The following is a 25,506-nucleotide window of genomic DNA, read 5'->3' on the forward strand; positions in this document are numbered from 1 at the left end:
CCGTGGACCCGACCCCTGCCGCCGCCCCCCTGCCCATCCGCGTGTTCGTCGTGGAGGACCAGACCAAGATCCTGAAGAACCAGCTCCGTCTCTTCGAGGGCCACCCGGACATCGACATCGTGGGCACCGCCCTGTCCGGCGAGGCCGCGATGGAGGAGGTGGAGCGCGCGGCGCCGGACGTGCTGCTGCTGGACCTGGGGCTGCCGCGCATGAGCGGCATCGACGTCACGCGCGAGGTGAAGGCGCGCTTTCCGAAGATGGAGATCCTGATCTTCACCATCTTCGACGAGGAGGACAAAGTCCTGGAGGCCGTGAAGGCGGGCGCGTCCGGCTACCTGCTCAAGGGCGCGACGGTGGACAAGATCGTCGAGGCCATCAAGGAGGTCCGCGCCGGAGGCACCGTCATCCAGCCGAACCTCGCGCGGCGCCTGCTGCGCCACTTCCGCGTGGAGCCGGACTCCAGCCCCGTGCCCACCGAACCGCTGGCGGTGGCGCCCTCCGCCGTCGATCCCGCCCCGGCTCAAGCCCTCCAGGACACCTCCGCGCAGGAACCCCTGCTCAAGCCCCTGTCGGATCGCGAGCGCGAAATCCTCCAGCTCATCGCCAAGGGTGTGTCCAACAGCGAGGCGGCCCGGTTGCTCACCCTGTCCAAGGCCACCATCCGCACGCACCTGGAGCACATCTACCGGAAGCTGGAGGTCACGAACCGCGTGGAGGCCGTCACCGAGGGCATCCGCAAGGGCCTCATCTCCGTGTAGCTGCGGGCACACGTGTATCGAGCGCCCGCACGCGCAGGGTCCGGGCGCGGACGCTCGATGCGTGGAGTCCCCACTTTTCACAGCCGGATCCGCGCGTGGCTTCTACAGTGGGGACGCTTCGTTCCCCATTCCTGGAGCCCCACCATGGACGTCCGCGCCGCCGTCGCCTTCGAGGCCGGCAAGCCCCTGAGCATCGAAACCGTGCACCTGGAGGGCCCCAAGGCGGGCGAGGTGCTCATCGAACTGAAGGCCACTGGCCTGTGCCACACGGATGAGTTCACCCGCTCCGGCGCGGACCCCGAAGGCCTGTTCCCCGCCATCTTCGGCCACGAGGGCGCAGGCATCGTGGTGGACGTGGGCGCGGGCGTCACCAGCGTGAAGAAGGGCGACCACGTCATCCCGCTCTACACGCCGGAGTGCCGCGGCTGTAAGTCGTGCCTGTCCCAGAAGACGAACCTGTGCACGGCCATCCGCGCCACGCAGGGCAAGGGCCTGATGCCGGACGGCACCAGCCGCTTCCGCCTGGGCAAGCAGGCCATCCACCACTACATGGGCTGCTCCACGTTCGCGAACTACACGGTGCTGCCGGAGATCGCCGTCGCGAAGATCCGCGAGGACGCCCCCTTCGACAAGGTCTGCTACATCGGCTGCGGCGTCACCACGGGCGTGGGCGCCGTCGTCTACACCGCGAAGGTGGAGGCCGGCGCGAAGGTCGTCGTCTTCGGCCTGGGCGGCATCGGCCTCAACGTCGTGCAGGCCGCGCGCATGGTGGGCGCCGACATGATCGTCGGCGTGGACCTGAACCCCGCGCGCAAGGAGATCGCTGAGAAGTTCGGCCTCACCCACTTCGTCAACCCGAAGGACGTGGAGGGCGACCTCGTCCCGTACCTGGTCAACCTCACCGGCGGCGGCGCGGACTACAGCTTCGAGTGCATCGGCAACGTGAAGACCATGCGCCAGGCGCTGGAGTGCTGCCACCGCGGCTGGGGCGAGAGCATCATCATCGGCGTTGCCGGCGCGGGGCAGGAGATCAGCACCCGGCCGTTCCAGCTCGTCACCGGGCGCGTGTGGAAGGGCAGCGCCTTCGGCGGCGCGCGCGGCCGCACCGACGTGCCCAAGATCGTCGACTGGTACATGGACGGGAAGATCCAGGTGGACCCGCTCATCACCCACACGCTCAAGCTGGAGGACATCAACCACGGCTTCGAGCTGATGCACAAAGGCGAGTCCATCCGCAGCGTGGTGAAGTACGGATGAGCACCGCCCCCACGCTGGTCAGCGAGCACGCGTGCTTCGGGGGGACGCAGTCCTTCTGGAAGCACCCGTCCGAAGCCTGCGGCGGCGAGATGCGCTTCAGCGTCTTCACCCCGCCCCAGGCGAAGCACGGCAAGGTGCCCGTCCTGTACTACCTGGCGGGCCTCACCTGCACCGAGGAGACCTTCCCCACCAAGGGCGGCGCGCAGCGCGTGGCGGCCGAGCTGGGCTTGATGCTCGTGGCGCCGGACACCAGTCCGCGTGGCGCGGGCATCCCGGGCGAGGACACCGACTGGGACTTCGGCACCGGCGCGGGCTTCTACCTGGACGCCACCCAGCCGCCGTGGAACATGCGCTACCGGATGGGCACGTACATCACGAAGGAGCTGCCCGGCCTCATCGGCGCGCACTTCCCCGCGCGCATGGACCGCGAGGGCATCTTCGGCCACTCCATGGGAGGGCACGGCGCGCTCGTCACGGCGCTGCGCGACCCCGGCCGCTACCGCTCCGTGTCCGCGTTCGCCCCCATTGGCGCCCCCATCCGCAGCCCCTGGGGCAAGAAGGCCTTTGGCGGTTACCTGGGCCCGGATGAGCAGACGTGGCGCGAGTACGACGCCACCGAGCTGCTCCGCTCCGGCAAGCGCGTGCCGGCGCTGCTGGTGGACCAGGGCACGAAGGACAAGTTCCTGCCGGATCAGCTCCACCCGTCCCTCCTCAAGGAAGCCTGCGACGCGGTGGGCCAGCCCCTCACGCTGCGGATGCAGGAGGGCTACGACCACGGCTACTACTTCGTCTCCACGTTCATGGAGGACCACCTGCGCCACCACGGCGCGGCCCTGAACGCGGCCTGAAAGGCACCCCGGCGCGCCCCAGACAGGCCTGGGGCGCGCCTGCTTGTGTGTCAATCCCCTTCCCTCCCCGGCCCGGACGTGGGAGGCGTGGGGGCATGAGTGCCACTTTCAAGTCCCTGGGCCTGTCTCCCGAAACGCTGGGTGCCGTGAAGCGCGCCCGCTTCGGTACCCCCACGCCCATCCAGGCGCAGGCCATTCCTCCCGCGCTGTCCGGCCGTGACGTCATCGGCTGCGCGGCCACCGGTACCGGCAAGACGGCCGCCTACCTGCTCCCCATGATTGAGCGCTTCGCCGGGGAGCGCGGCACCCTGGGCCTCATCCTCGCCCCCACGCGCGAGTTGGTGCAGCAGGTGGCGGAGCAGGCCCGCTTCTTCGGCGAGCCCCGGCGCGTGCTGCCCATCACCATCATCGGCGGCGAGGACATGAACGCCCAGGTGGCGGAGCTGAAGGAGCGCCCCACCCTCATCGTCGCCACCCCGGGCCGGCTGGTGGACCTGCTGGGCATCAAGGCCGTGAACCTGTCGCACATCCGCACGCTGGTGCTGGATGAGGCGGACCGGATGCTGGACATGGGCTTCCTGCCGCAGATCAACCAGATCCTCCAGGCGCTGCCGCGCAAGCACCAGACGCTGCTGTTCTCCGCGACGCTGGGCGCGGACGTGGCCCGCTTCGGTCAGCGCGCGCTCAACAAGCCCGTGCGCGTGGAGGTGACCCCCAGCGGGACGCCCGCGCCGCGCGCGGATCAGCACCTGTACATGGTGAAGCCGGAGGAGAAGTGGCCCTTGCTCCTCACGCTGCTCGCCGAGGATGAGGCGAGCGCGCTCGTGTTCGTGCGCACCCAGGCCCGCGCGGACAAGATGAAGGAGCTGCTCGCCGCCGCGGGCCACAAGTCCGCCGCGCTGCACGCGGGCCGCACGCAGGCCCAGCGGCGTCAGGCGCTGGAGGGCTTCCGCCGGGGCCAGTACCGCTGCCTCGTGGCCACCGACCTCGCCGCGCGCGGCCTGGACGTGGACGACATCGGCCACGTCATCAGCCTGGACATCCCGCATGGGCCGGAGGACTACGTGCACCGCATCGGCCGCACCGCTCGCGCGGAGGCCAGTGGACGGGCGTCACTCTTCGCGCTGGACGTGGAGCGCCGCACCCTGCGCGACATCGAAAGCATCATCCGCCAGGAGCTGCCCCTCGCGGAGGTGCCTCGCAAGAACCCCATCTTCCGCAAGGAGATGGAGGCGTTCCTCGCGAAGCAGCGCGACCCGGGTCCTCCCCAGGCCGACCATGGCCGCTCCACCCGGGCCCCGGATGCGACGCCCGGGCGCCATGCCCGCTCCCACGGTAAGGCCCGACCGAAGGGCCCCGCCGGTCAGTGATCGTGGTCGTCGTCCGGGCCGTGCGCGTGCCCGTGCTCGAGTTCCTCGGGCGTGGCCGCGCGCACTTCCTTGATGGTGACCTCGAAGTGCAGCTCCTTGCCGGCGAAGGGGTGGTTGAAGTCCACCAGCACGGTGTCCTTCTTCACTTCCTTCACCAGGAAGTCGACCTCGTCCCCGTCCGGATCCGTGGCGCTCAGGATGCCGCCGGCCTTGATCTCCAGGTCCTCGGGGAACTCGGTGCGCGGCACCTCCTCCACGCCTTCCGGGTCGTAGTCCCCGTAGCCGTCCGCAGCGGAGACGGTCGCCTTCAGCGTCTCACCGGCCGCCTTGCCCTCCAGGGCCTTCTCCAGGCCGGGGACGATCTCCTCGTAGCCGTGCAGGTAGACGAGCGGATCTCCCGCCTCGCTCTCATCCACCACCACCCCGTCGCCGAGGTGCAGTTTGTAATCAATGGCGACAACGCTGTCCTTGCCGATTTTCATGGGGCCCTCATAGCGCATTCAGCCATGCCTCGGTGGAAGGATGATGCCCACCGTTACCGCGTGCACACCGACGTCCTACCAACGGATGCGCAGCTCGAAGCGGCCCGTGCCGGTGTCGCTTTCCAGCACCACCGTGGGACTCGCCGCCCCGGACTGACGCAGGGCCTCTTCACAGCACCCCGCCGCCGCTTCCGCCGGGAAGGGGTAGCCCTGGAACGTCACCCGCCAGTCCTTCTTGGCCAGCTCCGTGGACTGGATCTCCACCGGCTCCATCACCGAACGGAAGCTCAGCGCCACCCGCTTCATCGCGCGCTCGGGGCCGGCCACCTTCAGGGCCACGTTCACCACCTTGCCCACCAGCGTCTCGAAGAAGCCGCGCACCAGGTCGCGCCCCATCTGCCGCAGGGCCTCCTGGGGCAGCCGGCCCGCGTAGGCGGTCGCGAGCACCAGGTTCTGGCACCGCAGGAACACCGACGCCGGATAGGAGGCGCGGGGCCGGTCCGGATCGTACCCGGCCGCCGCCAGCCGCTCCCGCAGCGACGAGTCCAGGCGGACGCAGCGCAGGAGCGACTCGAACAACGTGTTCTGGATGACGACCTCGGCCGGGGACATGTGCGCTCGAAGTGTGAAAACGCGAGGAGACCGGAAAGACGCGCGACACTAGCCGGTCGCTTCGGGGAAAGGATCCCCCTGCCGAAGGCTTCCCAGGGGCCAGTGGTTTCAAGCCCTTGGAAGTCCTGGAGAATCAACCGTCCACGTCCGGAAACGAATTCCGGGAAGGGCCGTCCGTGAGCCAGACGATGGGGAGCGTCACGGACGAAGCGCTCATGGACCTGTTCTGTCAGGGAGATCACTCGGCATTCGAGGCGCTCTTCGCCCGACACGCCGGACGTGTGCACGGCTTCCTTGCGCGCATGGTGAGGAACGGACCGCTGGCGGAGGACCTCTTGCAGACGACATTCCTGTCGGTCATCCGCGCGCGGGGACGCTACGAGCCGGGCACGCGCTTCACCCCCTGGCTGCTCACCATCGCGGCGAACGCGGCCCGCGATGCCCTGCGGCACCAGCAGCACGTGGATGCCCACGCGCACGCGGCCCCGGAAGGCCCCACGTCGGTGCCGGCGCCCGAGGGCGACCCGGCGATGCGCCGGCGCATCGAGGACGCGCTCCAGCAGCTCCCCGTGGAGCAGCGGGAGGCGGTGGTGCTGAGCAAGCTGGAGGGCTGGTCCTTCGAGGAGATTGCTCAACTGCGTGGCATCCGCGCGGGCGCGGCCCGGCTGCGGGCGCACCGGGGCTACGAGAAGCTGCGCGAGCTGCTCGGCGGGCTGGAGGACGCCTGATGCCCGGCCCTTCCGACCCGCTGTCCTCGCCCCCGCCCCGGTTGGATCCGCGGGCCCTGGAGCGCGCGCTCGCGGCGTCCCGCGCGGAGCTGTCGCTGCGGCAGCCGGTGCGGCGCTGGCGTTCGCAGGCGGTGGGGTTGTTCGCCGCGGCCGCGGGCATGGCGCTGGCGGTGACGGGCGTGCTCCTGGCGCTGGGACAGGCCTCGGGTCCGGCGCTGCTGGGCCGCGCGCCGATGCTGGCGCTCCTGCTGTCCACGAGCGCGGTGTGTTCGTGGGGGGCGCTCGCGCCGCGTCGGCGTCCGCTGCGGTGGGTGGGCGTGGGGATGGCGGCGGTAAGCGCGGCGCTGCTGGTGCTCACCCGGGCGGCGCCCCTGGGCCCGTCCGCCCTTCCCGCCTGGGTCTGCACCGCGGGGCATGTGGCGATGGCGCTGGTGCCGGTGGTCGTGGCGCTGGGGGTGCTGCGCCAGGCGGCCTTCGAGCCACTGCGCGCGGTGGTGGCGGGACTTGCCGCGGGCACGGTGGGCGCGTTCGTGGGCGAGCTGGCCTGCGAACAGGGCGCCGGACACGTGGCCGCGTATCACCTGGGCGCCTGGGCGCTCCTGGCCCTGATGACCTGGGCCCTGTCGAAACGACTCAAACCCCGGACCTACGCTCCATGAAGCATGACCCTTCGCTCATTCTGACGGAAGACGTGGACGGCGCGCCGGTGCGCATTGGCGCGGCGGTGATGATCGTCCGCACGGAGCCGGGCGATCCCATCACGGAGCGGTTCCTGGACCGCGTGGGCGTCGTCGTGGCGCTCGTGTTCGACGATCCGCCCCGGCAGTACCCCTCGGATCCGCTCATCCAGGTGCGCGTGCACGGCGTGGGCGAGGACCTGTTCTTCGCCCGCGAGGTCGCCGCCGTGCCCCAGGGTCACTTCATCGCGTTCGGTTCGTCCAGCTCCGCGTAGTGGCGGAAGATGCCCTTCGGGTTGAAGGACTGGGCGCGCTGGGAGGCCTTGTACGCGGCGATGCGAGGGCGCTCCGCGATGCGCTGACGCAGGGCCATCACGCCGGGCACCTGTGGGGCGATGCTCCGCATTGCATTCGGGAACGCGTAGAGCAGGCCCTCCACGAGCTGGAACAGTGCCAGTTCCGGATAGGTGAAGTCCCCGCCGAGCAGATACCTGCCGCCGCCCCGCGTGTTCGCCTTCAGCACGCGTTCGAAATAGCCCAGGTACTTCGGGATGCGTTCGGTGCGGAAGACCTGGGCGCGGGCCTTCGCGGGCTCCTTCTGCTCTTCGTAGGTCTTCATCACCGCGATGGGATGGTGCGTGTCGTGCGCCTCCAGCACCATGTCCGCGACGGTGAGCTGGAATTGGCGCGCATGCAGCCGGGCGGCTTCGTCCGGGGGCACCAGACCGAAGCGCTCGCCCAGGTAGGAGCAGATGTTGGGAGCCTGGGCGATGACGAGGTCGCCCACCTTGAGCACTGGCGGCGCGTACGCGGGGACGGCCCCCTTGCCCAACATGTCCATGATGGCCCTGGCGCCGCCGCCCTGCGACTCCGGCAGCAGGCCCACGTCCACCCAGTCCGCGCCCGCCTCCTCCAGCACCAGCCGGACGAACTCGCCCCGGCCCGGGAGGCCCGGCCAGTAGAACAGCTCGAACTTCGCGTCGCTCATCGTCGTGTCCTCGCGTGGGGAACCGGCGCGCATCCTCCGCCTGCAGGGTCCTGGTCACGGAAGGACCGTGTCGGGGGAGGATTCACTCCCCCACAGTCCGGCACGGGTGGGATGTCGGAAACCGCCACCTGTCTCCGCAAACCTGTGCCCGCCATGGGGCATGGTTTCGAATGCCCTTTCGTTACCAGTCCTCAGCCTTCATCCAAGAGGAGGAATCGGCCCCAAGAACACGTGCGCCCTGTGGTGGGCAAGGTAAGCAAGGTGCCTGGGGTCCACCGAGAGCCGCGGAAGTGCCCCCTCGAGTCCGAATACGTCGCGCTCCGCTGCACCAAGCGCCTGCGCCAAGAGGAGTTCTCCTTCGTCAGTGAAGCTGATGTAGCCCTGGTCGAAGAGCGTGTCGAAGTGAACGGCCAAAAGCAGTCCGTTGAAGGGATCCAACCGCTCGCGATCGGTGCTCTTACTCCAGGGTTTGATGTGAGAAGCCCGCAGCAACTCTGGAATTTGAATGCGGGTCAGTGGGCACGTCCCGGCCCAGTACTCGATCAAGTCAGCCCTGAAACGCCCCTGGCCTACGCGAGCCTTGTGAAGCTGCTGCTTTTCAGTCGTTGGATCCTCAAGAGGAGTTGCCGCCTGAAGAAACCCGTCGTCTGCGGTTATTGCATCAAGAGCATGGACCAACTTGCGCAGCGCCGCGGAATCTACGACGTCGAAATCAAGCCCGTACGGAACGGCCTCTGTCCCACCTTCGTCACGGCGCGGAAACCGCGACATCGAGGGGTCGTGGTAGAAGCTGAGAATTGGTTCTCTGACGACGCCAGGGATGGCGCAGAGCCTCGAATAGTTCAGCTCAAAATCTGGCTGAATCACGATCCGCTGGTGAGCTGTCAGCCGTTTCACATAGATGACCAGGGCTCGTCGCTGTAGCTCATGAAGGTCCTTGCGCGGAGTGGTCGAAGAGAAGCCAATCCTCTCCAGTTCAGCCACGATCGCATCAGCGCCAAGCTCTCTGAGGCCGTCCTCGTCACCGCTCCGGTTTGAGCGCAGGGACAGATAGTCGGCGTAACACTTGAGCGCGACCCGTATGTCTGCGACTACTTTCCGGTTCAGCTTGTTGGCCACCACATGGTCGCCACCGAGCTGCTCGGCTAGCGTGCGCAGGCTATCGGGACTCGCGCCCTCCACTTGCTGCTGGGTCAGCCGTTCAATGCGGCGCAGACGCGAGGGGTAATCTCCGGATGCTCCGGCACCGAGCGGAGCCCCTGTGGTGGGCGAAACGTACTCAGTGGCCAGATAGATTTTGAAATCTCGGAGCGATGACATGGAGGTATCTTGCGACAGCGCATCGCCGCCCTGCAAAGAAGGTGCAGATCGGGGGCCTGATAGGGCCGTCCCTGTGCCAATCGTCACGCCCAAACAGGCTCACCACCGGGCTGACCGCGCCTGCGTTACTGACACGCGCTAGGATGCCGGTTCATGCCCTGGGGCCCGGCAGGGCGCTCCGGGCAGCCACCACCGGAGAGCCCAGCTGTGAGCGTCAGTCCGTTCAGGCGTTGGGTTGCCATCGTACTTCTGGGGGCCTTCGCGGTGGGCCTGCTCGTCGCCTCCTTCGTGCTGAGCCGGGACGCCTTCGACGTCCAGGCCCACGCCGTGAATGTGTCGGGCGCCATCAGCGGCCACGAAGAAGACCGGTGCAGCGGCAAGGACCGCAACAATCGCAGGTACTATTACCCCTGCTTCAAATACCGCGTGAGCTACGAGGCGGAGGGCGCCACGCGGGAGGCCGTGGTCGAGCAAACGCGCTCGGACCGGCCGGACCGGATGGGTGAGCAGGTGGAATTGCGCCTGGACCCGCGTACACAGACGATGTTCTTCGCCGGCGCGAGCGGCCCGTGGCGGGTCCCCGTCATGGCGGGGCTCTTGGGCCTCCTCTGCCTGGCAGGCGCCTTCCTGCTCTTCAAGCTCACCTCACTCCGGGACGGATGACGCCTACCGGGGCAGCCGTGCCCACGCGCCGAAGACCATCTCCCCGATGTACGTCGCATCCGCCTGCGTCCGCTCCTCGATAAGGCGCGCATCGATCGTGTCGATGCCCAGCTCCGCTTCCGTGGCCACTCCCCGCTCCACGATCCGGGGGAGCATCGCGCGCAGGATGGCGCCCACGGGGTGGTGCATCGCCGGGGTCTGCACGATGGCCTCGGCCCGGACTTGCTCCACCGTGAGGCCCGCCCGCGTGAGCGCGGATGCGAGGCCGAAGCCCATGTGCACATTGCCACCCTCACGTTCGACGGTGCGCCACATCCAGGCACGCACCTTTTCGTGAAGCGGCAGGGGCGTGAGGCTCGTCGGTGCCACCGTCGAGTCGTGCTCCTGGAATGCCATCAAGCCCCCAGGTCGCAGGACACGGGCGAGGCCGCGGAGGGCCTCGACTGCATCCGGCTGGTACATCAGCACCCGTCTTCCAACTGCGGCGTCGAACAGGCCGTGCTCGGACGAGAGCGAGCGGAAGTCGCCCTCCACGAAGGTGATGCGCGCGTCCTGGACCGTCTCCCGCGCCACCGCGAGCGAACGTGAATCGATGTCCACGCCCACCACCTGTCCCCGTGCCCCTACGAGGCGCGCGAGGAGCAACGAGACCAGGCCCCTCCCGCAGCCGACGTCGAGCACGCGCATCCCCTCGCGAATGCCCGCGTCGATCAACAAGCGCTCCGTCACCGCTGTCGCCAGATCCGCCATCGTTCCGCTCCTTGCCGTCCCCCTTCTGTAGGAGGGCAACGGCCGGATGCGAAGGGCGGCGATCAGGAAGGCGTCGGCCAATCTTTCGATTCGGCCCGGCGACAGGCAGGCGCGTCACGGGACCGCATACACCTCGGCTCAATCGCTCCTGCGCGCCACCCGCTCGGGACGGTCGCCCTGGACCACGAGGGCCGAGGCGACCTCACCCGAGTCCGAACTGGACCAGACGAGCACTTCCGCCCCCTTGGCGTAACCGCGAACGAAGGAGCGCGCGGCGGCGGCAATCGCGATGGCCCCACTCGCCGAACCCGTGTCGCCCAGCGATATCGCGGGACACCGGGGAGCAACCGGCAGGTCATGCGTGCCCGACAGGCGCACGAGTGCACTCCCCCACTCCCGCGCGCGGGAGTCCTCCCCGTTCAGGTCTCCATAGGCTTCAGGAACCACCCGGCGGGACGCGAGGGTCCGAGTCAGGACTCCCGCCAACCCCAACCCCGAACCGGATTTTCGACGTTCCCGACTGTCGGGCTCCACGCCAACGTGGACTGCATCGATGAAGGCCTCCATCCGTGCGCCGCGACGACGCGCCTCGACCTCGCCCTCCAGCAGGAGCGCCACCGCGGCCTGCCCTGGCATCAGTCCCACGGGTCGCTCCGGCGTCTTGAGCATCCCCCGTTGTGCCAGCCACATGACGTCGTCACCGCCCACGAGGCTGTCCACGGCCAGGAGGATGACGCGCTTCACCCCACCATCGAAAAGCACCTGCCCGGACGCGTGGATCGCCTCCAGCACCGAAGCGTGGCCGGACATGAAACTGCGTCCCTGCCCGGAAACACCAGGAAGCTCCAGTTCCGCCAGGACCGCCGGAACGAGCCGCTTTCTCAACAGCTCCTCGAAGGGAATCCCGAGGTCCTCCATGCGCGGGCGCGAGAGGCAGGGGAAGACCGCTGTTGAAGCCCAGAACGCCCTGTCCCGCCGGCCCAGCCCTGCATACCGGACGAGGTCACTCAAGGCATGCGCCGCCATGAGGGTGTAGAGGCCAAGACCTTCGAACCCATTCGTGAGGCCCTGGAGCGGATGCCCCACGACACGCACCACGCCCTCCTCTTCGTCCTCCGAGTAGACGTCGAAGCGCAGCGGTGCAGGACGCGCAATGCCGCAACGAAGCGCCGCGCACGACGAGACGACGTCGTCCCCCAAGGTGCTGAGCATTCCCATGCCGGTGAGGGCCAGCCGCATGATCGACTCCCGTTCGTCGCTCAGCCCATGACGGATGACGGCAACACCTGCGTGAGGTCCCGCAGGATGGACGCGGGGATGAAGTCGTACCGCTCCTGGGCCTTCAGTCCCCGCAGCCGGGCCAGCCTCACGAGCGCCGCACCCTCGATGAACACCTGGGCCTCCGTGTGGTCATGGTAGGGGTCCACCGGACGGGTCTCCCGGTCCTGCTCGATGGCGATACGCCAGTCATCCGTCAGCGTCCGCAGCGAATCCTCGAAGGCCCGCTCATCCGCCCGGAGCACGGCATCGACAGCGCGCAGGCGGGCTGTGCCCTCGGCCTCCAGCAGTGCCGCCAGCTTTCGCGCATCTCCGGGATCCACCTTCCCGTCGATGAGCGCGGGGAGGAGCTTGAAGTAGAGAAAGGCCTCCTCCTCTTCCACGTCGGACCACCATGTCGCTGGCATCGCGCCATCGATGTCCCGGGCCAGGTCCCAGGCGCCAAGGCAGAGCGCATCCAGCAGGGGAACGCCCCGGCTTCGCGCCAGGAGGGAGCGAGGGCCTTCCGCGCCCGGTTCCTGCGTGCGCAGCAGCATCAGATACGTCTCCGCGCTGCTGAAGAGGTTCTCGGCGAACTCACGCACGTCGTGGTGGGCCAGCAGATGACCGATGCCGATGCGCCGGTAGAGGGTACTGAGTTCGAGCAGCTTCGAGGGATCCGGCTCCGAGAGCTGATCCAGGTGCCGCACCAGCAGGGTGCCCAGGTTCCGGAGGGTGAACTCCAGCGTCTTGAGGCTCACGTCAGGAACCCTCCCAGCGGCAGCACCGCCAGCCCACTGTCCAGGCCCTGGGCCTTGAGCGCGTCCAACAGGTCGGAGCGGATGAGCTTCACGTCCGGGTATTCCGCCAGCCGGAACAGCTTCGCGTCCGCCGGAATCTGGTCCTCCCGCACCTGCAACTTCTCGATGACGCAGATCTCCTTCACCCCGGGCGTGGTCGCCTCCTCATCCGAGAACAGGGTGTAAGAGGAGCGCTCGAAGTCGAAGCAGGGAAACTTCAGCAAGGGATTGATGAGAAGGTATTTCTCGGGCCGGACCTTGCCCTTCTTGTCCTTGAGCACGAACGGAAGGTATTCGGCCTGCTCGCGGGTCACGCCCCCTGCCTGGAAGAGGCCACACACCTGCTCCGAAGCCAGGATGAGTCGGGTCGTCGTGTGGATGAAGTCCGTGAAGCGAGGCCCCGACTTCGCAGAGAGCGTCACCACCGTGGCCGGATGGAAGTCCATACCAATGGGCACGCCCCAGCGGGTTCGAATGGGCTTGGGGAGGTGGCGCCCGGTGAACGGTTCGGTCGCAGCGATCTCCGGGCCCGGGAAGTGCGGCAGCGTGAAGTAGGAGAATCGGGTCTGGGTCATCGGGGTTCACATTCCATGACTCGGGAACGGCAGGTGCCCTACAGCGTCACTTCCCTATTCACGATTTGTCCATACAAGCTCTGCGCCCGCGCATCCAATTCCCGCTTCAAGCGCGCTCCCGCCTTCTTCTCGGCCTCGTGGGCATCATCCTCGCTCGCGGCGAGTTCCTCGTCGATCTGCGCGGCAATCTTCTCGACATAGGACTCAACCTGCTCGGAGTACGCCTCATGCCCGGTCGAGCCCCAGGGGCAGTGCGCCGGGAGCCCGAGGATGTCCGCGATGGTGACGTCATCCGGCAGGAGCATGACGTTCTTGTCATTGTGGACGTTCCACTTCGACTCCATCAACACGGAGAGGCGCTGCTGAAAGGTGGTCTGTGCGTCGGGCAGGCGCAGCATTCCGTTGCGCAGCGACGTGTCCGGGATGATGTGATGGTGTTCGTGGTCATACGGGTACCACGATCCCAGCCGAGCAAGGTCGTGGTTCGGCGCGAAGCCGATGGGGGCCACCACGCCCAAGACCTGGGCTTTCAGGCTCCCCGCCAATCCCAGGTACCTGGCATTGACGAAGCGAGGCTCCAGCGTGTGCCCGACCTCCCAGGCCTTGTCATTCATGGCCAGGCGCTTGAAGGCATCTGAGAACGCGTCGAAGTACCGGCTCAAGAGCTCGCTCGGGTCCAGCTTCCGCAGTGCCTCCACCTGCCTCAGCGTCACGAACCACCGGAAATGGACACGGCCCGGGAGTGTTTCTCCACTGGCCTTGGCCGCCGAACGCTCCTGGGAGAGGTCGCGCAGCCTCTTCTCCGACGCCTCTCGATGGTCCTTGAGCGATTCTTCGTATTGCTTCTTGAGTTCGCCCTGATTGCCGCGAACCTTCTCGACCCTGGCCACGTCCGGTTTGTACTTCGCGGCACGCGCGCCCTTCGAAATCTTGAAGCTGTTGTTCTGGTAGTGGCAGGGATGCGCCTGCCAGTCGCCCTTCGGGATGTAGTGCTTCCAGATGCAGCCGCTCTCGTTGGGCTTCTTCTCGTGCTCCCGCTTGAGCTCTTTCTGGGTCTGGTAGTGCTTCGCAGCCACGGTTCCCCCCATCCAGGCCTTCTCGGATGGGAGGATATCATTGCCTGATGGGCCTTCGACTGCTGGGGCTTCAGTGCCCCCCGCTGGTCGCCTTCAATCCCACGATGGCCACCAGCAACAACCCCAGGAAGAACAACCGGGGCGCGGTGGCGGGCTCGTGGAAGAGCACCATGCCCATGACGGCCGCGCCGAAGGCCCCGATGCCCACCCAGACCGCGTAGGCCGTGCCGATGGGCAGGCTCTTCGCCGCGTAGGACAGCAGGCCCATGCTGGCGACGATTCCCGCCACGGTGAGGATGCTGGGAAGCGGCCGGGTGAACCCCTGCGTGTATTTCAGGCCAATGGCCCAGGCCACTTCCAGCAGACCGGCGATGACAAGGAGGATCCACGACGACATGACGCACGACTCCCGTGAAGGCGTCGTCTTGTCGTGACCGGGTACGGCGCACCTCGTCCGGGCTCCGAACCCCCACCCCGGGGGCTCGCACGCATCCACCACCCTAACCCCGCGAGGACGCCTTCGCTACCGGTTCTCTTGCGGCGGCGTCAGGCCCTCGACGTGCGTCTTGCCGTCCTTGTCCACGGTCAGCAGCAGGCGCGGCTTCTCCTCCGCGTCACTGACCGCCACCCTGGCGACGTCGTGGTCCACGCTCAGGGAGATGCGGTCCTTGCCCTTCACCATCAGGTAGACGGAGGGCTGCTCCTTGAAGAGCCCCAGGCACAGCGACTCGTAGCCATCCTCGGTGTCGAAGCAGAGCGCACGGGAGTTCGTCTCATCCATCATCCCAATGCCTCCCACCTCCTTCCCCTCCGCGTTCAGGAGCTGGATGCCGACGGCCTTGTACTTGCGCTTCATCCCCTGCGGGTCGGGCAACGGTGCCCCCAGGCGGATGCGCGTCCGGCCCTGTTCGTCCACGATGTTCAGCACGCGGACGTCCAGTGAGTCGTGCGGCCCGCCCGGCGGGGTCTGCTGCGCGGCGGCGCAGGCGCAGAGGCCGGCGAGGAACGTCAAGACAATGCAACGCGCGGACTTCGGCATGTGGGAACTCCCTTTGCGTCAAGAGAGCCCCACTCTGCGAAGCCTGGACACCGAAAGGCAAACATGTCCGGGAACGGTCATGGCCTTGTCATGACCGCCCCTTGAAACTCAGAGCGAATGGCCCAACAGCCACGCGTAGACGTCATGCCCCGCCGAGCCATCGAACGTCCGGCCCCAGGAATCGTGCCCGACGCCCGGATAGAGCGTGAGCAGCGCCGCGGGGTTCGCGGCGGGCGAACAGGTGGTGTTCATCTGGTTCACCGGATTGATGGAGCCCCACTGGGAGACCTGGCCATCCGCCGTGCCGTGGAAGGCCCACACGGGCAGCCCTGACGCCGCCGCCGGACAGAGGTTCAGACTGGAGGCATTCCCCGCGATGGGGAGGATGGCGGCCAGCTTGTTGTAGTGCACCGCCGCGTAGGCCCAGGTCTGGATGGCGCCCGCGGAGATGCCCGTCAGGTAGATGCGGCTGGGGTCCACCCGGTAGTGCACCTTCGCGTACTCGATGATGGCGTCGATTTCCCCCACCGAGATGAACGCGTTGAAGCGCTGGGGCGCGATCAGGATGAATGGAAAATCACGTCCGTTGCGGATGAGCCGGGGCGGCGCGTTGAGGTTCATCACCTTCTCCAGCGCCGTCGCACTGCCATTGCCCACTTCGCCCGTCCCATGCAGGAAGACCACCAGCGGGAACGTTTCGGTGGGCGCGTCGTCGTAGCCCAGGGGCAGATACTCCCAGAAGCCCAAGGTCATCCCGGGCACCGTCCCATATGGACGGGCCAGGATTTCTCCCTGTGCCGCGAAGGCACCCTGCGCGGAAAATACGACCAAACCCAAGCACAACATCAGACGGCGCATCGCGGTCATGAGTCCTCCCAGGTGGAGAACCCAGCCTAACAAACCTGCCTGGGTTTTAACTTGAAAAACGAGCAAAACGAGATAGAATCAATGGCAGTGGAAAAGTCCAGAAAGGACTCCCTGCAATGAAGCTCAAGAACGTTGGCATTGCCGCGGGTGTTTCCCTGTTCGCGTTCGGCCTGGTGGCGGAGGCAGCGGAAATCTTCCGCAACACCGGCACGCTCTCCGGCTGGAACTCCATCAACCGGGAGCACAACGGCACGGTGAACGAGGTGACGAACGTTACCTACGAGGGGCCGACGGCCATCAAGGTGACGCAGATCTACGACCCCTCCTACAACGGCCGCTACCACTCAGAGGTCGTGAAGAACAACGTGTACCGGCGCGGCGACACGGGCTTCTACGGCTTCGCGTTCCGGTTGCAGGCGGACTGGCAGTTCCAGCCGCAGTCCTACAACATCGCGCAGTTCATCGCGGACTTCTCCAACACCGGCTGCGACGACTACATGCCGTCCACCATGGTGTGGCTCTCCGGCAACCAGCTCTTCACGCGCGTGAAGCAGGGCTCGGTGTGCAACCAGAAGACGGTCACCTTCGGCAACCTGGCCACGGTGACGGCCGGGGAATGGCACAAGGTCATCATCCAGGCGAAGTGGGCCAGCGACGGCACCGGCTTCTTCAAGCTCTGGTTCGACGGCACCAAGGTGCTGGAGCAGTACAACCTGAGCACCACCGTGTCCGACGACCGCTACTTCCAGTTCCGCGTCGGCCTGTACGCCAATGGCTGGTACGACAGCGGCTCCATGCAGGGCAGCCAGGGCACGCGCAGCATCTGGTTCGACGAGATCGCCGCCGGCACGACCTTCGCCGACGCCGACCCCGCGCAGTGGTAGCCGCGCGCTAGGCCTCCGGAAACGCGACCGCCGGGCCCAGGGAGGGTGGCGCGGCGGTCAGCGGCTGCTTCTCACGCCTCGCGAGCTCCCTCGCTCCCAGGAAGCCCTTGCCGAGCGCCCCGAAGATGAAGATGCGGATGACCAGCCCCGTCAGGGCGGAAATGCCCCCCACCTTCTCCGAGGTCAGCGCCACGTACAGCGTGGAGAGAGTGTCGAACGAATACAGCAGGATGGCCAGCAGCGGCGCCGCGCGCCAGCGCTTGAACATGAAGAAGCCCAGCACCGCCAGCACGCCTCCGAAGAGGAGGTTGGACGCGCTCACCGGGAGCTGCTGCCGCATCTTGCTCGTCATGACGAGCGATACCATCGCGACGCCGACGCTGAAGGCCGCCAGCCCGTAGAGCAGGAACGTGGCGGTGCGCACCTGCTGGACGGGATCCGACGCGGCGTCGGGCAGCGGCGCGCCGTTGCGCAGCACGCGCAGCTCCGGCGTCGGCACGTGAAGCAGCTGCACGTGCAGCACGCTGTCGTCCGGAAGCTTGAACTCCACGCCCTGCTCCAGTTGGAGCTTGTCGGCCACCGCGCCCACCGGCTCATCGTCCAGGGTGATCTCCAGATCCCGCCAGTTCGAGCCCCAGCGCAACTCCAGGCTCCGGGGTCCACCCTCTTCCAGTGCCAGATTCAACGCGCCCATCGACGAACTCCCTTCCCAGCTCAGAGGTGGGTGTACAGCCCCAGGAGGAGGAGAAAGAACATCACCACGTGAAACCAGCCCAGGTTGCGAGCGATCAACGCCGGGTCGCGTCCCGCCCTGGGCGCCTTTCCGGCCTCGATGGCGTTGAGCTCCTTCTGCCCCAGCACCAGTCCGAAGATGCCAGGAACGAAGCCGCAGAAGCCCACGGTGGCGAACACCAGCGACAGCACGGCCCGCCCGGAGGGCTTCCCGCTCCGGCTCAAGTCCTGGCAGGAAGGACACAGCCCCTGGTGCGCCCCCAGCCCCTTGCGACACTGGCTGCACGTGAAGGTGCCACACCGGGTGCAGGTGCCTTCCGCGAACGTTTCAGGGTGTCTGGGACAGAGGGCGGCGGGTGCGGCGTCCATCCCAGACACATAGCATTCCCGCCCCGTGCCACGGAATCCCACCCCTCCTGCCTCATGAGAGGTTGGAAGGATGGGGAATTCCGGTTGGGATCAGCCTCCCTGGGTCCTGCACCACGCGATCCGCAGGGAGGCCAGGGCGTGGGGTGAGTCGACCGTCAGGGTCTGCGTCCTGGCCGGCACGGCGGTCAGTGACGCCAGCGGCGCTTCGAGCGCGGTGACCGCCTGCGTTTCGGCCGTACTGCTGTTGCCCAGGAAGGGGAGCTGCACCGTGAGCTGGGTGGCATTGCTGTTCCGCTTCTCGGTGCGCACCACGAGGCTGCTGGGAATCGCTCCGCTCGTCGTTCCGCAGCCCGTCGGGTAACCCCCCGCCGCGCCCGGCGCCTGCACCCGCGCCACGCGGATCATCACGTCCTGCTCCTCCACGGGCGTCCCGGCGTTCGTCGCCGTCACCCGGCCCAGCGAGGCCGTCTCCGCCAACGCGCCCCCCTCCCCTCCGGTGATGAGTCGAGCCTCCAGTCGTGTCGTCACCGACAGGGCGTCCTTCAGGGGCGTGACGAGCCGGGGCGTGCCCCCGACGTACACCGGAGGTGCCAACAGGTACTCCTGGTGGTGGGTACCGGAATCGCTGCCAGAGGCGCCCCGTCCACCGCCGGGCGTATTGCGCAGCACGACGCCGAGCAGGACCCCCTCGCTGTCCAGCGTCCAGGCCGGGATGCCGCGGTGGTAGATACCCCCTACCGGCTGGCTGCCTTGTTGGACGCAGGGAACCACGTAGTCATGCGTGGCGACGAAGGTCGGGCCGGGCCAGTTCGGCACGGGCAGGACATCCTGCTGGAAATGGGGCGTTCCATAACTGAGCGTCGTGGGCACCGTCCCGCTGTCGCCCACCATGGGGAAGGCCACCACGACCGACATGCCGGAGGGCGAGGCCCCCGTCAGCTTCATCCGCAGGAAGCGCTCTCCCGCCACCAGCGAGTACTCCAGCGTGAACGTGTGACCGCTGTGCTGCTCCGTCACCACCGCCTGCAAGCGATACCGCAGCGGCCCCTGCTCCAGCCACCGGGCGTCTCCCCCCACGAACGTCGCGGACATGCTCTGGCTGAAGGTCCCATAGACGGGGGGCGAGGAGGAGGCATACGGCTCGTTGCCGAATTGATAGATGTTGCCGGAGTCGTTGTAGAACCGGAGCTGATTGCCCACCCCTCCGGAGGCAAACAGGGTGTGTGTCTTTCCGTCCACCCCGAACGAGAGCTGGCTGATCCCCCACCCGGCCGCCTTGGACAGGGTCGCGCTGATCAGATCGTTGGAGAGCGTCACCGTATCGCCGACAGGCGACGTCGCTGTCGCGATCGGGCCCGGAGGAGCCTGGGTGGAGAGGTAGACCGTCTCGTAGCCCACGCTGGGTGGATCCGCCGTGAACAGGATGCTCCCGTTCGCGGCCCGCTGGATGGGCAGCAGCCCCTTGCGCCCCCTCACGCTCTGCACCCGACGGAAGCGGTCGTCCTCCGGAGGATGGGACACCTCCGCCAGCAGCCCCAGGGCCCGGTCGAAGCCCAGCGTATTGCAGACGACGACGGGGATTTCATCGGCTTGCGGCTTCGCGGAGATTCCCTGCGCGAGCTTGTCCATTCCCTGGCTCAGGACGTCCGTCGCCACCGAGACGCCCTGCCGGCTGAGCGGAAGCTGCTCGCCTTGATACACATTGTCCGGAGAGGTCCCCGTCACGAAGTCGTGATGGGTGCTGGGGGCAATCACCTCCCAGCCGTTCCAGATCGTGGAGTCGAGCGCATCCAGGGAAGACGCCGCGTAGCTGCTGCTCGTGCGAAGAATCGCGCTGATGACCTCCGCGGACATCAGCGCGCGCGCCGCCGCGTACTGGTTCGTCTTCAGCTCGGGACGGCTGGCGAAGTATCCCGTCCAGTAATTCTGCGCGTTGAGCGGGGCATTCACCGGCAGCGTGCCAGGCCCCATCAGCACGGCATCCATGTAGGTCTTCCACGTCCCCGTGGTCCCCCTGACACCGTTTTCGGAGCCATACAGTTTGTTGTAGCTGTCCGTCACATCCAGCCAGCTCCACTGCTGTCCCGACCCGTTCGTGACAGAGGGCGTGGCGAAGTCGATCCCCACCGGAATGAAGCGGAGGCCATTCGGCCAGCCCGTCTTGTATTGATGCACGAACTGATTCACCGTCTGCGCATTGCTGGAGATGTTTCCAGCGCTCAGATAGCCCACCGTGCCGTAGGTGTCGGGCATGTAGAGCGCGGTGATGCTGGAGCCATCCCCTGCCTGCCATTGGAAGACAAGCCCGTTGGCGTTCAACTGCGCCGCGATGGAGGGGCCCACCGGATTGATGGGCGCGGCGCCAGGCGACCCCTGCGGGGAGCCGGGCACCCGGGAGAGTCCGGCCGTGGTGAGGCCCATGGCGTTGAGCACCACCGGAAGCTGCGGATCATGTCCGAAGTCATCCGGCAGCCACGCCGAGTCGTACAGGTTGCCCGCGAGCCCGACCTGTTTCGCCCAGGTGCGCCCCACCAGATAGTTGCGGATGAAGAGCTCCCCGTTACTGACGAGGTTGTCCGGGGAGGTGACGCCTCCGCCCATCAGGCAGAAGTCCGCTCCCGCCGCGGCGAAGATCGCGATGCCCCCCGGGTTGTCCCGCGCGTAGCGCTGCAGGAACCCCACCTCCGTCACGGAGAACGTGAAGCCGATCCTCTTCGCGAAGAGCGCGCCCGCGGCGTTGAAGATGTTCTGGACCGTGTCGCGTCCGTTGTTGGAGCCCAGCGCCTGGTTGTTGGAGGCGTAGTACTGATCGAACGTGAAGACCCAGTCCCAGTCGATGTGCGTCGTGGGACAGATGAGGATGCCTTGGTTGAAGGGCGTCGAGGAGGCCATGGGCTCTTTCCGAAGCGAGGGGGGCGGTGGAGCCCCTACGCAAGTCGGATGCCAGGGTGTTCGCCCGGAGACGTTCGCTGGAGGCTGATACGCGGACCTGGAGGCGGCCCCCCGGCTCCGCGTCATGCCAGCAAGCGGTCGCGTCAGGCGAGGACGCGGCGGACGCGCTCCCGGTCGCCTAGACTTGCCCCATGTGCCGGAACATCAAGCCCCTCTTCAACTTCGCGCCCCCCGCCACCGACGACGACATCCGCGCGGCGGCGCTCCAGTTCGTCCGGAAGATCGCCGGCACGCGCAAGCCGTCGAAGCAGAACGCCGACGCCTTCGACGTCGCCGTCGAGGAGATCTACCAAAGCTCGAAGCGCATGCTCGACGGGCTGGTGGCGACGACCCCGCCCAGGGACCGGGCGAAGTTCGAGGCCCTCAAGAAGCTGCGCTTCAAGAGGGCCGAACCCCGCTGAAGCCTCAGGGCACCTGGGTCTGGAACGCCGTCCAACGCGTGTGCACCCACTGCCGCACGTACTCCACCTCCTCGGCGTGGGTCTTGAAGTCCTGGCGCAGGTGCCAGTCCGGGAAGTTGGCGTACCCGACGGTGTCTGGCTTCGCGAAGTCCCGGTACTCGGCGGCCCAGCGTGCCTCATCGCGCTGTGCGTTGACGCCCAGCTCGCGCTCGTACCCGTCGATGAGCGACTGCACCGCGGCCTCGCTCAGTTCGTTCTTCAGCGCCTGCCGGTAGCGCTCCCGCATCGGGGTGGCGATGGCGGGCTCCGCGAGCATCCGCTTGAAGAGGAAGTTCTCGCTCGCGTAGGTGGGCCGGGTGGTGGCGCTGGTGCGCGTGGTGTCGTAGTTCTGGCCGAAGCTCGCATCCAGATCCCACGGGATGAAGCGCCACGGGCCGCCTGCCTTCGGATCGTACGCGTGGTAGGCATTCTTCGCCTGGGAGTCATTGCCCAGGATGAGCGTATTGAAGATCCACCAGTCCTCGTAGTCGCGCGCCTCCAGCTTCGCGCCGAAGTCCTGACGGAAGGCGTCCGCGCTGGAGTCCGCGACCCAGGCGACAAAGGCATCCATCGTGTCGAACGCGTGGGCCTGGCCCTCCTCGGGCGTGCCCTCGTCCTTCTCGAAGCCCTCGTGGAGGTTTGCCTTCGGCACGCCGTCGCGCCGGTTGCGGGAGAAGTTGGCGTTGGCGTCCACGGCCTTGAACAGGTCGGCGTCCTTGTCGATGCCGTTGCCCTCCATCAGGCGCTTGTCCGGGTGATCCGCCGCCGTGTAGAGCCCCCGGTACTTGTTGTTCGCGTACACCACCACGCTGAAAGTGCGGATGCGCACGGCCTCCGGGGACAGCTTGCTCCACAGGTCGAACGCCAGCCGCGAGCGCAGGTAGGAGTTGTCGTTGAACGGGGAGATGAGCACCACCCGCTTGCGGTCCTTGAAGCCGTCGCCGAAGACAGGCTCCGAGAACAGGTCGTCCTCGTCGAACTTGAACGTCAGGCTGCGCTTGGGGAACACGCCGGAGGTGGCGCCGCGGTACTTCGCCTCCATCGTGAAGCGGTGGCCCCGGTACACCACCTGCGCGGGCCGGTATGCCCCGGAGGTGAGCCCCACGTTGGGGTCGAAGAACAGGTGCACCACGGGCAGGCCGTACTCCTCTGTGTAGGCCTCGGGGTTCTCGATGTCGGCCTTGCCCGGCGCCGCGTCGTTGTTGGCCACGCCCACCTTCAGCGTGCCCGTCTCGCCGGTGGTGCGCTCCTCCAGCGTGAGCATCCACACCGCGCCCTGATTCATCGCCGGCGTCCAGCGCAGCGTCGCGGTGGCTTCGTCGAAGGTCGCGCCCGGGGGCAGGTTCCTCACCCCGAAGCGCAGCGTGGGCTCCGCCTTGTCCGTCGCGCACCGCACCCGCGCCGTGAAGGCCTCCCCCTCCAGCACCCAGCGCGTCTCGCCCGCCGTGGGCGCGCACACCTGCGCCGTCGGCCCCGCGTCCGGAACTCCCGTCCCCGCATCAGAAGAGGACGTGCCCGCGTCGGACGTCCCCGCGTCCGCTCCAGGCTGCGTGCCCGCGTCGGTCCCGGACTGGCTGCCCGCGTCGGCTCCGGCCCCGGACGGATCATCCGGGCCGGTGTCCGGAGGTGGCACGGAGTCACCCCCGCCGCACGCCACCATTCCCAGGCAGGCCATGCCCAGAAGACCGCGCTTCAGCCATCGCGTTGCTCGCACCGGGACAAGCCCCCCTTGGGTACGGCCCGAAGCGGACCGTGGGGGGCAAGGGGTAGGCATCCCTTCGGCGCGAGACACCTGCCCATCGGGGAGGTGTTTCACGCCTGACAGCCTGGACGTCAGTAGGAAGCGGTCAGGCCGGCATGCAGGCTGGAGTACGTCTCCTCGGCGACTCCGCCATCCGCCCACCCCGTGAGCGTCCCCGCTCCGGAGAACTGATCGCGGAAGTGCGCCAGGCGGAACGCGACGTCGTAACCAAACGGGCCCCAGATCTCCCCCGACACGCCCAGCTCCGCGCTCCAGCCAAAGCTGGAGACCGACGTGCCAAAGTCGCTGATCTCCAGCGCCCGCCGCCCACCGTCCGCCTCGGGCGAGCGCCCCGGCTTCGGCGACAGCAGCAACCCGCCCGACGCGTCCAGGCGCACCGAGCTGAACAGCGGCACCGACAGGTCCAACGCCACCGACGGGAACACGCGGTGCGTTCCGGACAGCGGGTTGTCCGTGGCCTCCTCCACGTCGAAGGCCCGCGTCTGCAGCCCCGCGCGCGCGCCCACGTAGCCCTGCTGGGGCCGCGTGGTGCCGAAGCGGAAGTAGAAGCGGTACAGCGCCTGCGCCGTGAAGGCGGTGTCGGTGGCCGTCACCTCGCGCACCGGCGTCTGGCCCCCGTCTCCGGTGAGCGTCACGTCCGACGTGGAGAAGCCCCGCTGCGCGCCCAGTTGCAGGCCCAGCCCGCGCAGCACCGACGAATCACCCTGCGCCAGGGGGAGGATCTCCAGCTCCAGCGCCAGGCCCAGGTACGGCTGCGACGAGGAGAAGTCGGACGTGTCCCCGACCTGCTCGTCCTCCGGAAGCCGCTCGAACGCGCCGCAGCCCTCCACGCCCGGCCGCGAGCAGTAGCGCCGCCACGTCGCCGTCAGCGCCAGGTTCAGCCGCAGCCAGGTGGGTGCCCCCAGCTCCGGCTCCGTAGCCTTGCCATTTGCGGTGTTCAGCCGGAGTGACAGCGTCTCAGGAGGCCCCTGTCGGAAGGGAATGGAGGCCAACGGTCCCGAGGCCGCTGCGGACGGAGCCGCCAGGGCTCCGACGAGGGCCAGGGTCCACAGCAGCCCCGAAGGGACCCTCGCGCTTCCGGTGGTCGTCATGCCCGGTCAGGTTCACCCAGCCCGGGGGCGAAGTCCAGGCTCGGCCCTCAAGCGTTCATCGCGTGACCCACGCTCGCGGACGCGGGTACCTGGGAAGGCTCCAAGGAAAGGGAAGGCGAGGAATCCTCCTGCGCCACCGGGGTCGGCTGCACCTCCGGCACCCGACCCAGGAAGTCACGCCGGTAGATGCGCACCATGGCCATGAAGATGGACGCGATGAGCGGTCCCACCAGCAGGCCCATCATCCCGAACACCGCCAGCCCGCCGAACATCGACAGGAAGACGAGCAGCGGGTGCAGCGCCATGCGCGAGCCGCACAGCCGGGGCCGGATGACGTTGTCGATGCTGCCCACCAGGAAGGTGCCCCAGGCGAGCAGGAACACGCCCTCGCTCACCCGGTTCGCCGCGATGAGGATGACGCCAATGGGTCCCCAGACGAGCGCCGTGCCTCCCACCGGCACCAGCGCCACCAGCACCATCGCGGCGCCCCACACCCCGGCGTGCGGCACCCCGGCGATGAGCAGGCCCAGGAAGCCCACCGCGCCCTGCACCAGCGCGGTGATGGTGTTGCCGTAGATGATGGCGTACGCGACGTCGGTGAACTCGTGGGAGAAGGCGTCGAAGTAACGACGCTCCAGCGGCAGCAGCTTCGCCACCTCGTTCACCAGACGACGACCGTCCAGGAAGAAGTAGTACATGGCCACCGTCATCAGGAACATGTTGACGAGGAGCTCCGTGCCGGCGCCCACCACGTCCGCGAGCAGCCCCGCGCTGCCCGACACCACCGTCATCAACAGGCGCTCGGTCTCAGAGCTCTCCGGGTCGAAGCGCACATAGCGGCTCAGCCCCCGGGGCAGCGACGCGAGCAGGTGGTGGCGCAGGTCCACTTGATCCAAGAGGTCCTGCGCCTGACCGACGAACTGGAGGACTTCACGGGCCACCATCCAGCCCACGAGCGCCAGCGGGGCCAGGATGAGCAGGAACACCGCGAGGGTGGACAGTCCGGCCGTCAGCGACTTGCGGCCCCGGAGCCGTTGGCTCAAGGAGTCCTGGACGGGCATGAACAGCACCACCAGGAAGCCACCCAGCAGCACCGGCATCATGAACGGCAGCAGGATGCGTGAGAACAGGATCAACGCGACGGCGAAGAGCCCCGCGAAGATGAAATTGGACCACCGCTTCGTATCGCCCGCCGTCACCGCCCCACCC

At 67.6% G+C, this 25,506-nt stretch carries 28 protein-coding genes and 1 riboswitch; of the genes, 10 read left to right on the forward strand and 18 right to left on the reverse strand.

The features are described 5' to 3' along the window. Positions 1-2 precede the first annotated feature (2 nt). From D7X74_RS19745 to D7X74_RS19760, 4 genes are all read left to right on the forward strand, one after another. The gene (locus tag D7X74_RS19745; protein WP_120534531.1) at positions 3-758 is read left to right on the forward strand and encodes a response regulator transcription factor; all 756 of its coding nucleotides are present in this window, start codon (positions 3-5) and stop codon (positions 756-758) included. Between the two features lie 144 nt (positions 759-902). Beyond that, positions 903-2,015: an S-(hydroxymethyl)glutathione dehydrogenase/class III alcohol dehydrogenase gene (locus D7X74_RS19750; RefSeq protein WP_120534532.1), complete on the forward strand. Its 1,113-nt coding sequence runs from the start codon at positions 903-905 to the stop codon at positions 2,013-2,015. Further along, positions 2,012-2,863, forward strand: coding sequence for an S-formylglutathione hydrolase (gene fghA, locus D7X74_RS19755; protein ID WP_120534533.1), 852 nt, complete (start codon positions 2,012-2,014; stop codon positions 2,861-2,863). The genes D7X74_RS19750 and fghA overlap by 4 nt, the downstream gene beginning before the upstream one ends. Before the next feature lie 95 nt (positions 2,864-2,958). Then, the gene (locus D7X74_RS19760; RefSeq protein WP_120534534.1) at positions 2,959-4,233 is read left to right on the forward strand and encodes a DEAD/DEAH box helicase; all 1,275 of its coding nucleotides are present in this window, start codon (positions 2,959-2,961) and stop codon (positions 4,231-4,233) included. On the opposite strand, the gene D7X74_RS19765 is transcribed toward D7X74_RS19760, so the two are convergent. Together D7X74_RS19765 and D7X74_RS19770 are read right to left on the reverse strand one after the other, a co-directional pair. Continuing rightward, positions 4,227-4,715 carry a peptidylprolyl isomerase gene (locus tag D7X74_RS19765; protein WP_120534535.1) on the reverse strand — a complete coding sequence of 163 codons (489 nt, stop codon included), beginning with the start codon at positions 4,713-4,715 and terminating at the stop codon, positions 4,227-4,229. The genes D7X74_RS19760 and D7X74_RS19765 overlap by 7 nt on opposite strands. 75 nt (positions 4,716-4,790) lie before the next feature. Beyond that, a complete protein-coding gene (locus tag D7X74_RS19770; protein ID WP_120534536.1) occupies positions 4,791-5,327 on the reverse strand; it encodes a DUF2378 family protein in 537 nt (178 codons plus the stop codon). Positions 5,328-5,515: 188 nt separating this feature from the next. Between D7X74_RS19770 and D7X74_RS19775 the strand changes: the two genes are divergently transcribed. From D7X74_RS19775 to D7X74_RS19785, 3 genes are read left to right on the forward strand one after another with little or no spacing between them, the layout of a single operon-like run. After that, positions 5,516-6,055 carry an RNA polymerase sigma factor gene (locus D7X74_RS19775; protein WP_120534557.1) on the forward strand — a complete coding sequence of 180 codons (540 nt, stop codon included), beginning with the start codon at positions 5,516-5,518 and terminating at the stop codon, positions 6,053-6,055. Next, positions 6,055-6,714, forward strand: a complete 660-nt coding sequence (locus D7X74_RS19780) for a DUF1109 family protein (protein ID WP_120534537.1) — start codon at positions 6,055-6,057, stop codon at positions 6,712-6,714. Before D7X74_RS19775 ends, D7X74_RS19780 begins: the two co-directional genes overlap by 1 nt. After that, positions 6,711-7,007, forward strand: coding sequence for a Carotenogenesis protein CarS (locus tag D7X74_RS19785; RefSeq protein WP_120534538.1), 297 nt, complete (start codon positions 6,711-6,713; stop codon positions 7,005-7,007). Before D7X74_RS19780 ends, D7X74_RS19785 begins: the two co-directional genes overlap by 4 nt. Here the strand turns inward: D7X74_RS19785 and D7X74_RS19790 are convergent. Both D7X74_RS19790 and D7X74_RS19795 read right to left on the reverse strand, forming a co-directional pair. Continuing rightward, positions 6,971-7,720 carry a glutathione S-transferase gene (locus D7X74_RS19790; protein ID WP_120534539.1) on the reverse strand — a complete coding sequence of 250 codons (750 nt, stop codon included), beginning with the start codon at positions 7,718-7,720 and terminating at the stop codon, positions 6,971-6,973. The two genes, D7X74_RS19785 and D7X74_RS19790, sit on opposite strands and share 37 nt — an antisense overlap. A gap of 198 nt (positions 7,721-7,918) precedes the next feature. Next, positions 7,919-9,040, reverse strand: a complete 1,122-nt coding sequence (locus D7X74_RS19795; RefSeq protein WP_120534540.1) for an HNH endonuclease — start codon at positions 9,038-9,040, stop codon at positions 7,919-7,921. Between the two features lie 153 nt (positions 9,041-9,193). Between D7X74_RS19795 and D7X74_RS19800 the strand changes: the two genes are divergently transcribed. Further along, complete coding sequence (locus D7X74_RS19800; protein WP_370450778.1) at positions 9,194-9,703, forward strand: DUF3592 domain-containing protein; 510 nt, start codon at positions 9,194-9,196, stop codon at positions 9,701-9,703. A 3-nt stretch (positions 9,704-9,706) separates the two neighbouring features. Here the strand turns inward: D7X74_RS19800 and D7X74_RS19805 are convergent, their stop codons facing one another. From D7X74_RS19805 to D7X74_RS19835, 8 genes are all read right to left on the reverse strand, one after another. Continuing rightward, positions 9,707-10,453: a bifunctional 2-polyprenyl-6-hydroxyphenol methylase/3-demethylubiquinol 3-O-methyltransferase UbiG gene (locus D7X74_RS19805; protein ID WP_120534542.1), complete on the reverse strand. Its 747-nt coding sequence runs from the start codon at positions 10,451-10,453 to the stop codon at positions 9,707-9,709. A 138-nt stretch (positions 10,454-10,591) separates the two neighbouring features. Beyond that, positions 10,592-11,692: a hypothetical protein gene (locus tag D7X74_RS19810; RefSeq protein ID WP_120534543.1), complete on the reverse strand. Its 1,101-nt coding sequence runs from the start codon at positions 11,690-11,692 to the stop codon at positions 10,592-10,594. 20 nt (positions 11,693-11,712) lie between these two features. Further along, positions 11,713-12,471 (reverse strand): immunity 49 family protein, encoded by a 759-nt coding sequence (locus D7X74_RS19815; protein ID WP_158622259.1) that lies wholly within the window; start codon positions 12,469-12,471, stop codon positions 11,713-11,715. After that, a complete protein-coding gene (locus tag D7X74_RS43060; RefSeq protein ID WP_158622260.1) occupies positions 12,468-13,085 on the reverse strand; it encodes a hypothetical protein in 618 nt (205 codons plus the stop codon). Before D7X74_RS43060 ends, D7X74_RS19815 begins: the two co-directional genes overlap by 4 nt. Positions 13,086-13,123: 38 nt before the next feature. Continuing rightward, the gene (locus D7X74_RS19820; protein ID WP_158622261.1) at positions 13,124-14,161 is read right to left on the reverse strand and encodes an AHH domain-containing protein; all 1,038 of its coding nucleotides are present in this window, start codon (positions 14,159-14,161) and stop codon (positions 13,124-13,126) included. A 70-nt stretch (positions 14,162-14,231) separates the two neighbouring features. Then, positions 14,232-14,558, reverse strand: a complete 327-nt coding sequence (sugE, locus tag D7X74_RS19825) for a quaternary ammonium compound efflux SMR transporter SugE (protein ID WP_120534546.1) — start codon at positions 14,556-14,558, stop codon at positions 14,232-14,234. A gap of 17 nt (positions 14,559-14,575) precedes the next feature. Then, positions 14,576-14,647: riboswitch (guanidine-III (ykkC-III) riboswitch) on the reverse strand. Positions 14,648-14,684: 37 nt separating this feature from the next. Beyond that, the gene (locus D7X74_RS19830; RefSeq protein ID WP_120534547.1) at positions 14,685-15,200 is read right to left on the reverse strand and encodes a hypothetical protein; all 516 of its coding nucleotides are present in this window, start codon (positions 15,198-15,200) and stop codon (positions 14,685-14,687) included. 108 nt (positions 15,201-15,308) lie between these two features. Beyond that, positions 15,309-15,953, reverse strand: coding sequence for a dienelactone hydrolase family protein (locus tag D7X74_RS19835; RefSeq protein ID WP_233595695.1), 645 nt, complete (start codon positions 15,951-15,953; stop codon positions 15,309-15,311). Positions 15,954-16,183: 230 nt separating this feature from the next. On the opposite strand from D7X74_RS19835, the gene D7X74_RS19840 reads away from it, so the two are divergent. After that, complete coding sequence (locus tag D7X74_RS19840; protein WP_120534549.1) at positions 16,184-16,951, forward strand: polysaccharide lyase; 768 nt, start codon at positions 16,184-16,186, stop codon at positions 16,949-16,951. A 7-nt stretch (positions 16,952-16,958) separates the two neighbouring features. Here the strand turns inward: D7X74_RS19840 and D7X74_RS19845 are convergent, their stop codons facing one another. From D7X74_RS19845 to D7X74_RS19855, 3 genes are all read right to left on the reverse strand, one after another. Then, positions 16,959-17,645 (reverse strand): hypothetical protein, encoded by a 687-nt coding sequence (locus tag D7X74_RS19845; RefSeq protein ID WP_120534550.1) that lies wholly within the window; start codon positions 17,643-17,645, stop codon positions 16,959-16,961. A 20-nt stretch (positions 17,646-17,665) separates the two neighbouring features. Beyond that, positions 17,666-18,052, reverse strand: coding sequence for a B-box zinc finger protein (locus tag D7X74_RS19850; protein WP_120534551.1), 387 nt, complete (start codon positions 18,050-18,052; stop codon positions 17,666-17,668). 90 nt (positions 18,053-18,142) lie between these two features. After that, positions 18,143-20,944, reverse strand: coding sequence for a hypothetical protein (locus D7X74_RS19855; protein ID WP_158622262.1), 2,802 nt, complete (start codon positions 20,942-20,944; stop codon positions 18,143-18,145). 191 nt (positions 20,945-21,135) lie between these two features. Between D7X74_RS19855 and D7X74_RS19860 the strand changes: the two genes are divergently transcribed. After that, positions 21,136-21,405 (forward strand): DUF2277 domain-containing protein, encoded by a 270-nt coding sequence (locus D7X74_RS19860; protein WP_120534553.1) that lies wholly within the window; start codon positions 21,136-21,138, stop codon positions 21,403-21,405. Between the two features lie 4 nt (positions 21,406-21,409). Here the strand turns inward: D7X74_RS19860 and D7X74_RS19865 are convergent, their stop codons facing one another. The 3 genes from D7X74_RS19865 to D7X74_RS19875 form a co-directional block, all read right to left on the reverse strand. Further along, complete coding sequence (locus tag D7X74_RS19865) at positions 21,410-23,119, reverse strand: CotH kinase family protein (RefSeq protein WP_233602174.1); 1,710 nt, start codon at positions 23,117-23,119, stop codon at positions 21,410-21,412. Positions 23,120-23,277: 158 nt separating this feature from the next. Beyond that, on the reverse strand, positions 23,278-24,297 hold the full coding sequence (locus tag D7X74_RS19870) for a hypothetical protein (protein WP_120534555.1): 1,020 nt from the start codon (positions 24,295-24,297) through the stop codon (positions 23,278-23,280). Between the two features lie 47 nt (positions 24,298-24,344). Next, on the reverse strand, positions 24,345-25,496 hold the full coding sequence (locus D7X74_RS19875; protein ID WP_120534556.1) for an AI-2E family transporter: 1,152 nt from the start codon (positions 25,494-25,496) through the stop codon (positions 24,345-24,347). Positions 25,497-25,506: the final 10 nt, after the last annotated feature.

Origin of the sequence: Corallococcus sp. CA047B (genome assembly GCF_003612065.1) — a bacterium.
GTDB classification, from domain to species: Bacteria; Myxococcota; Myxococcia; order Myxococcales; family Myxococcaceae; genus Corallococcus; species Corallococcus praedator.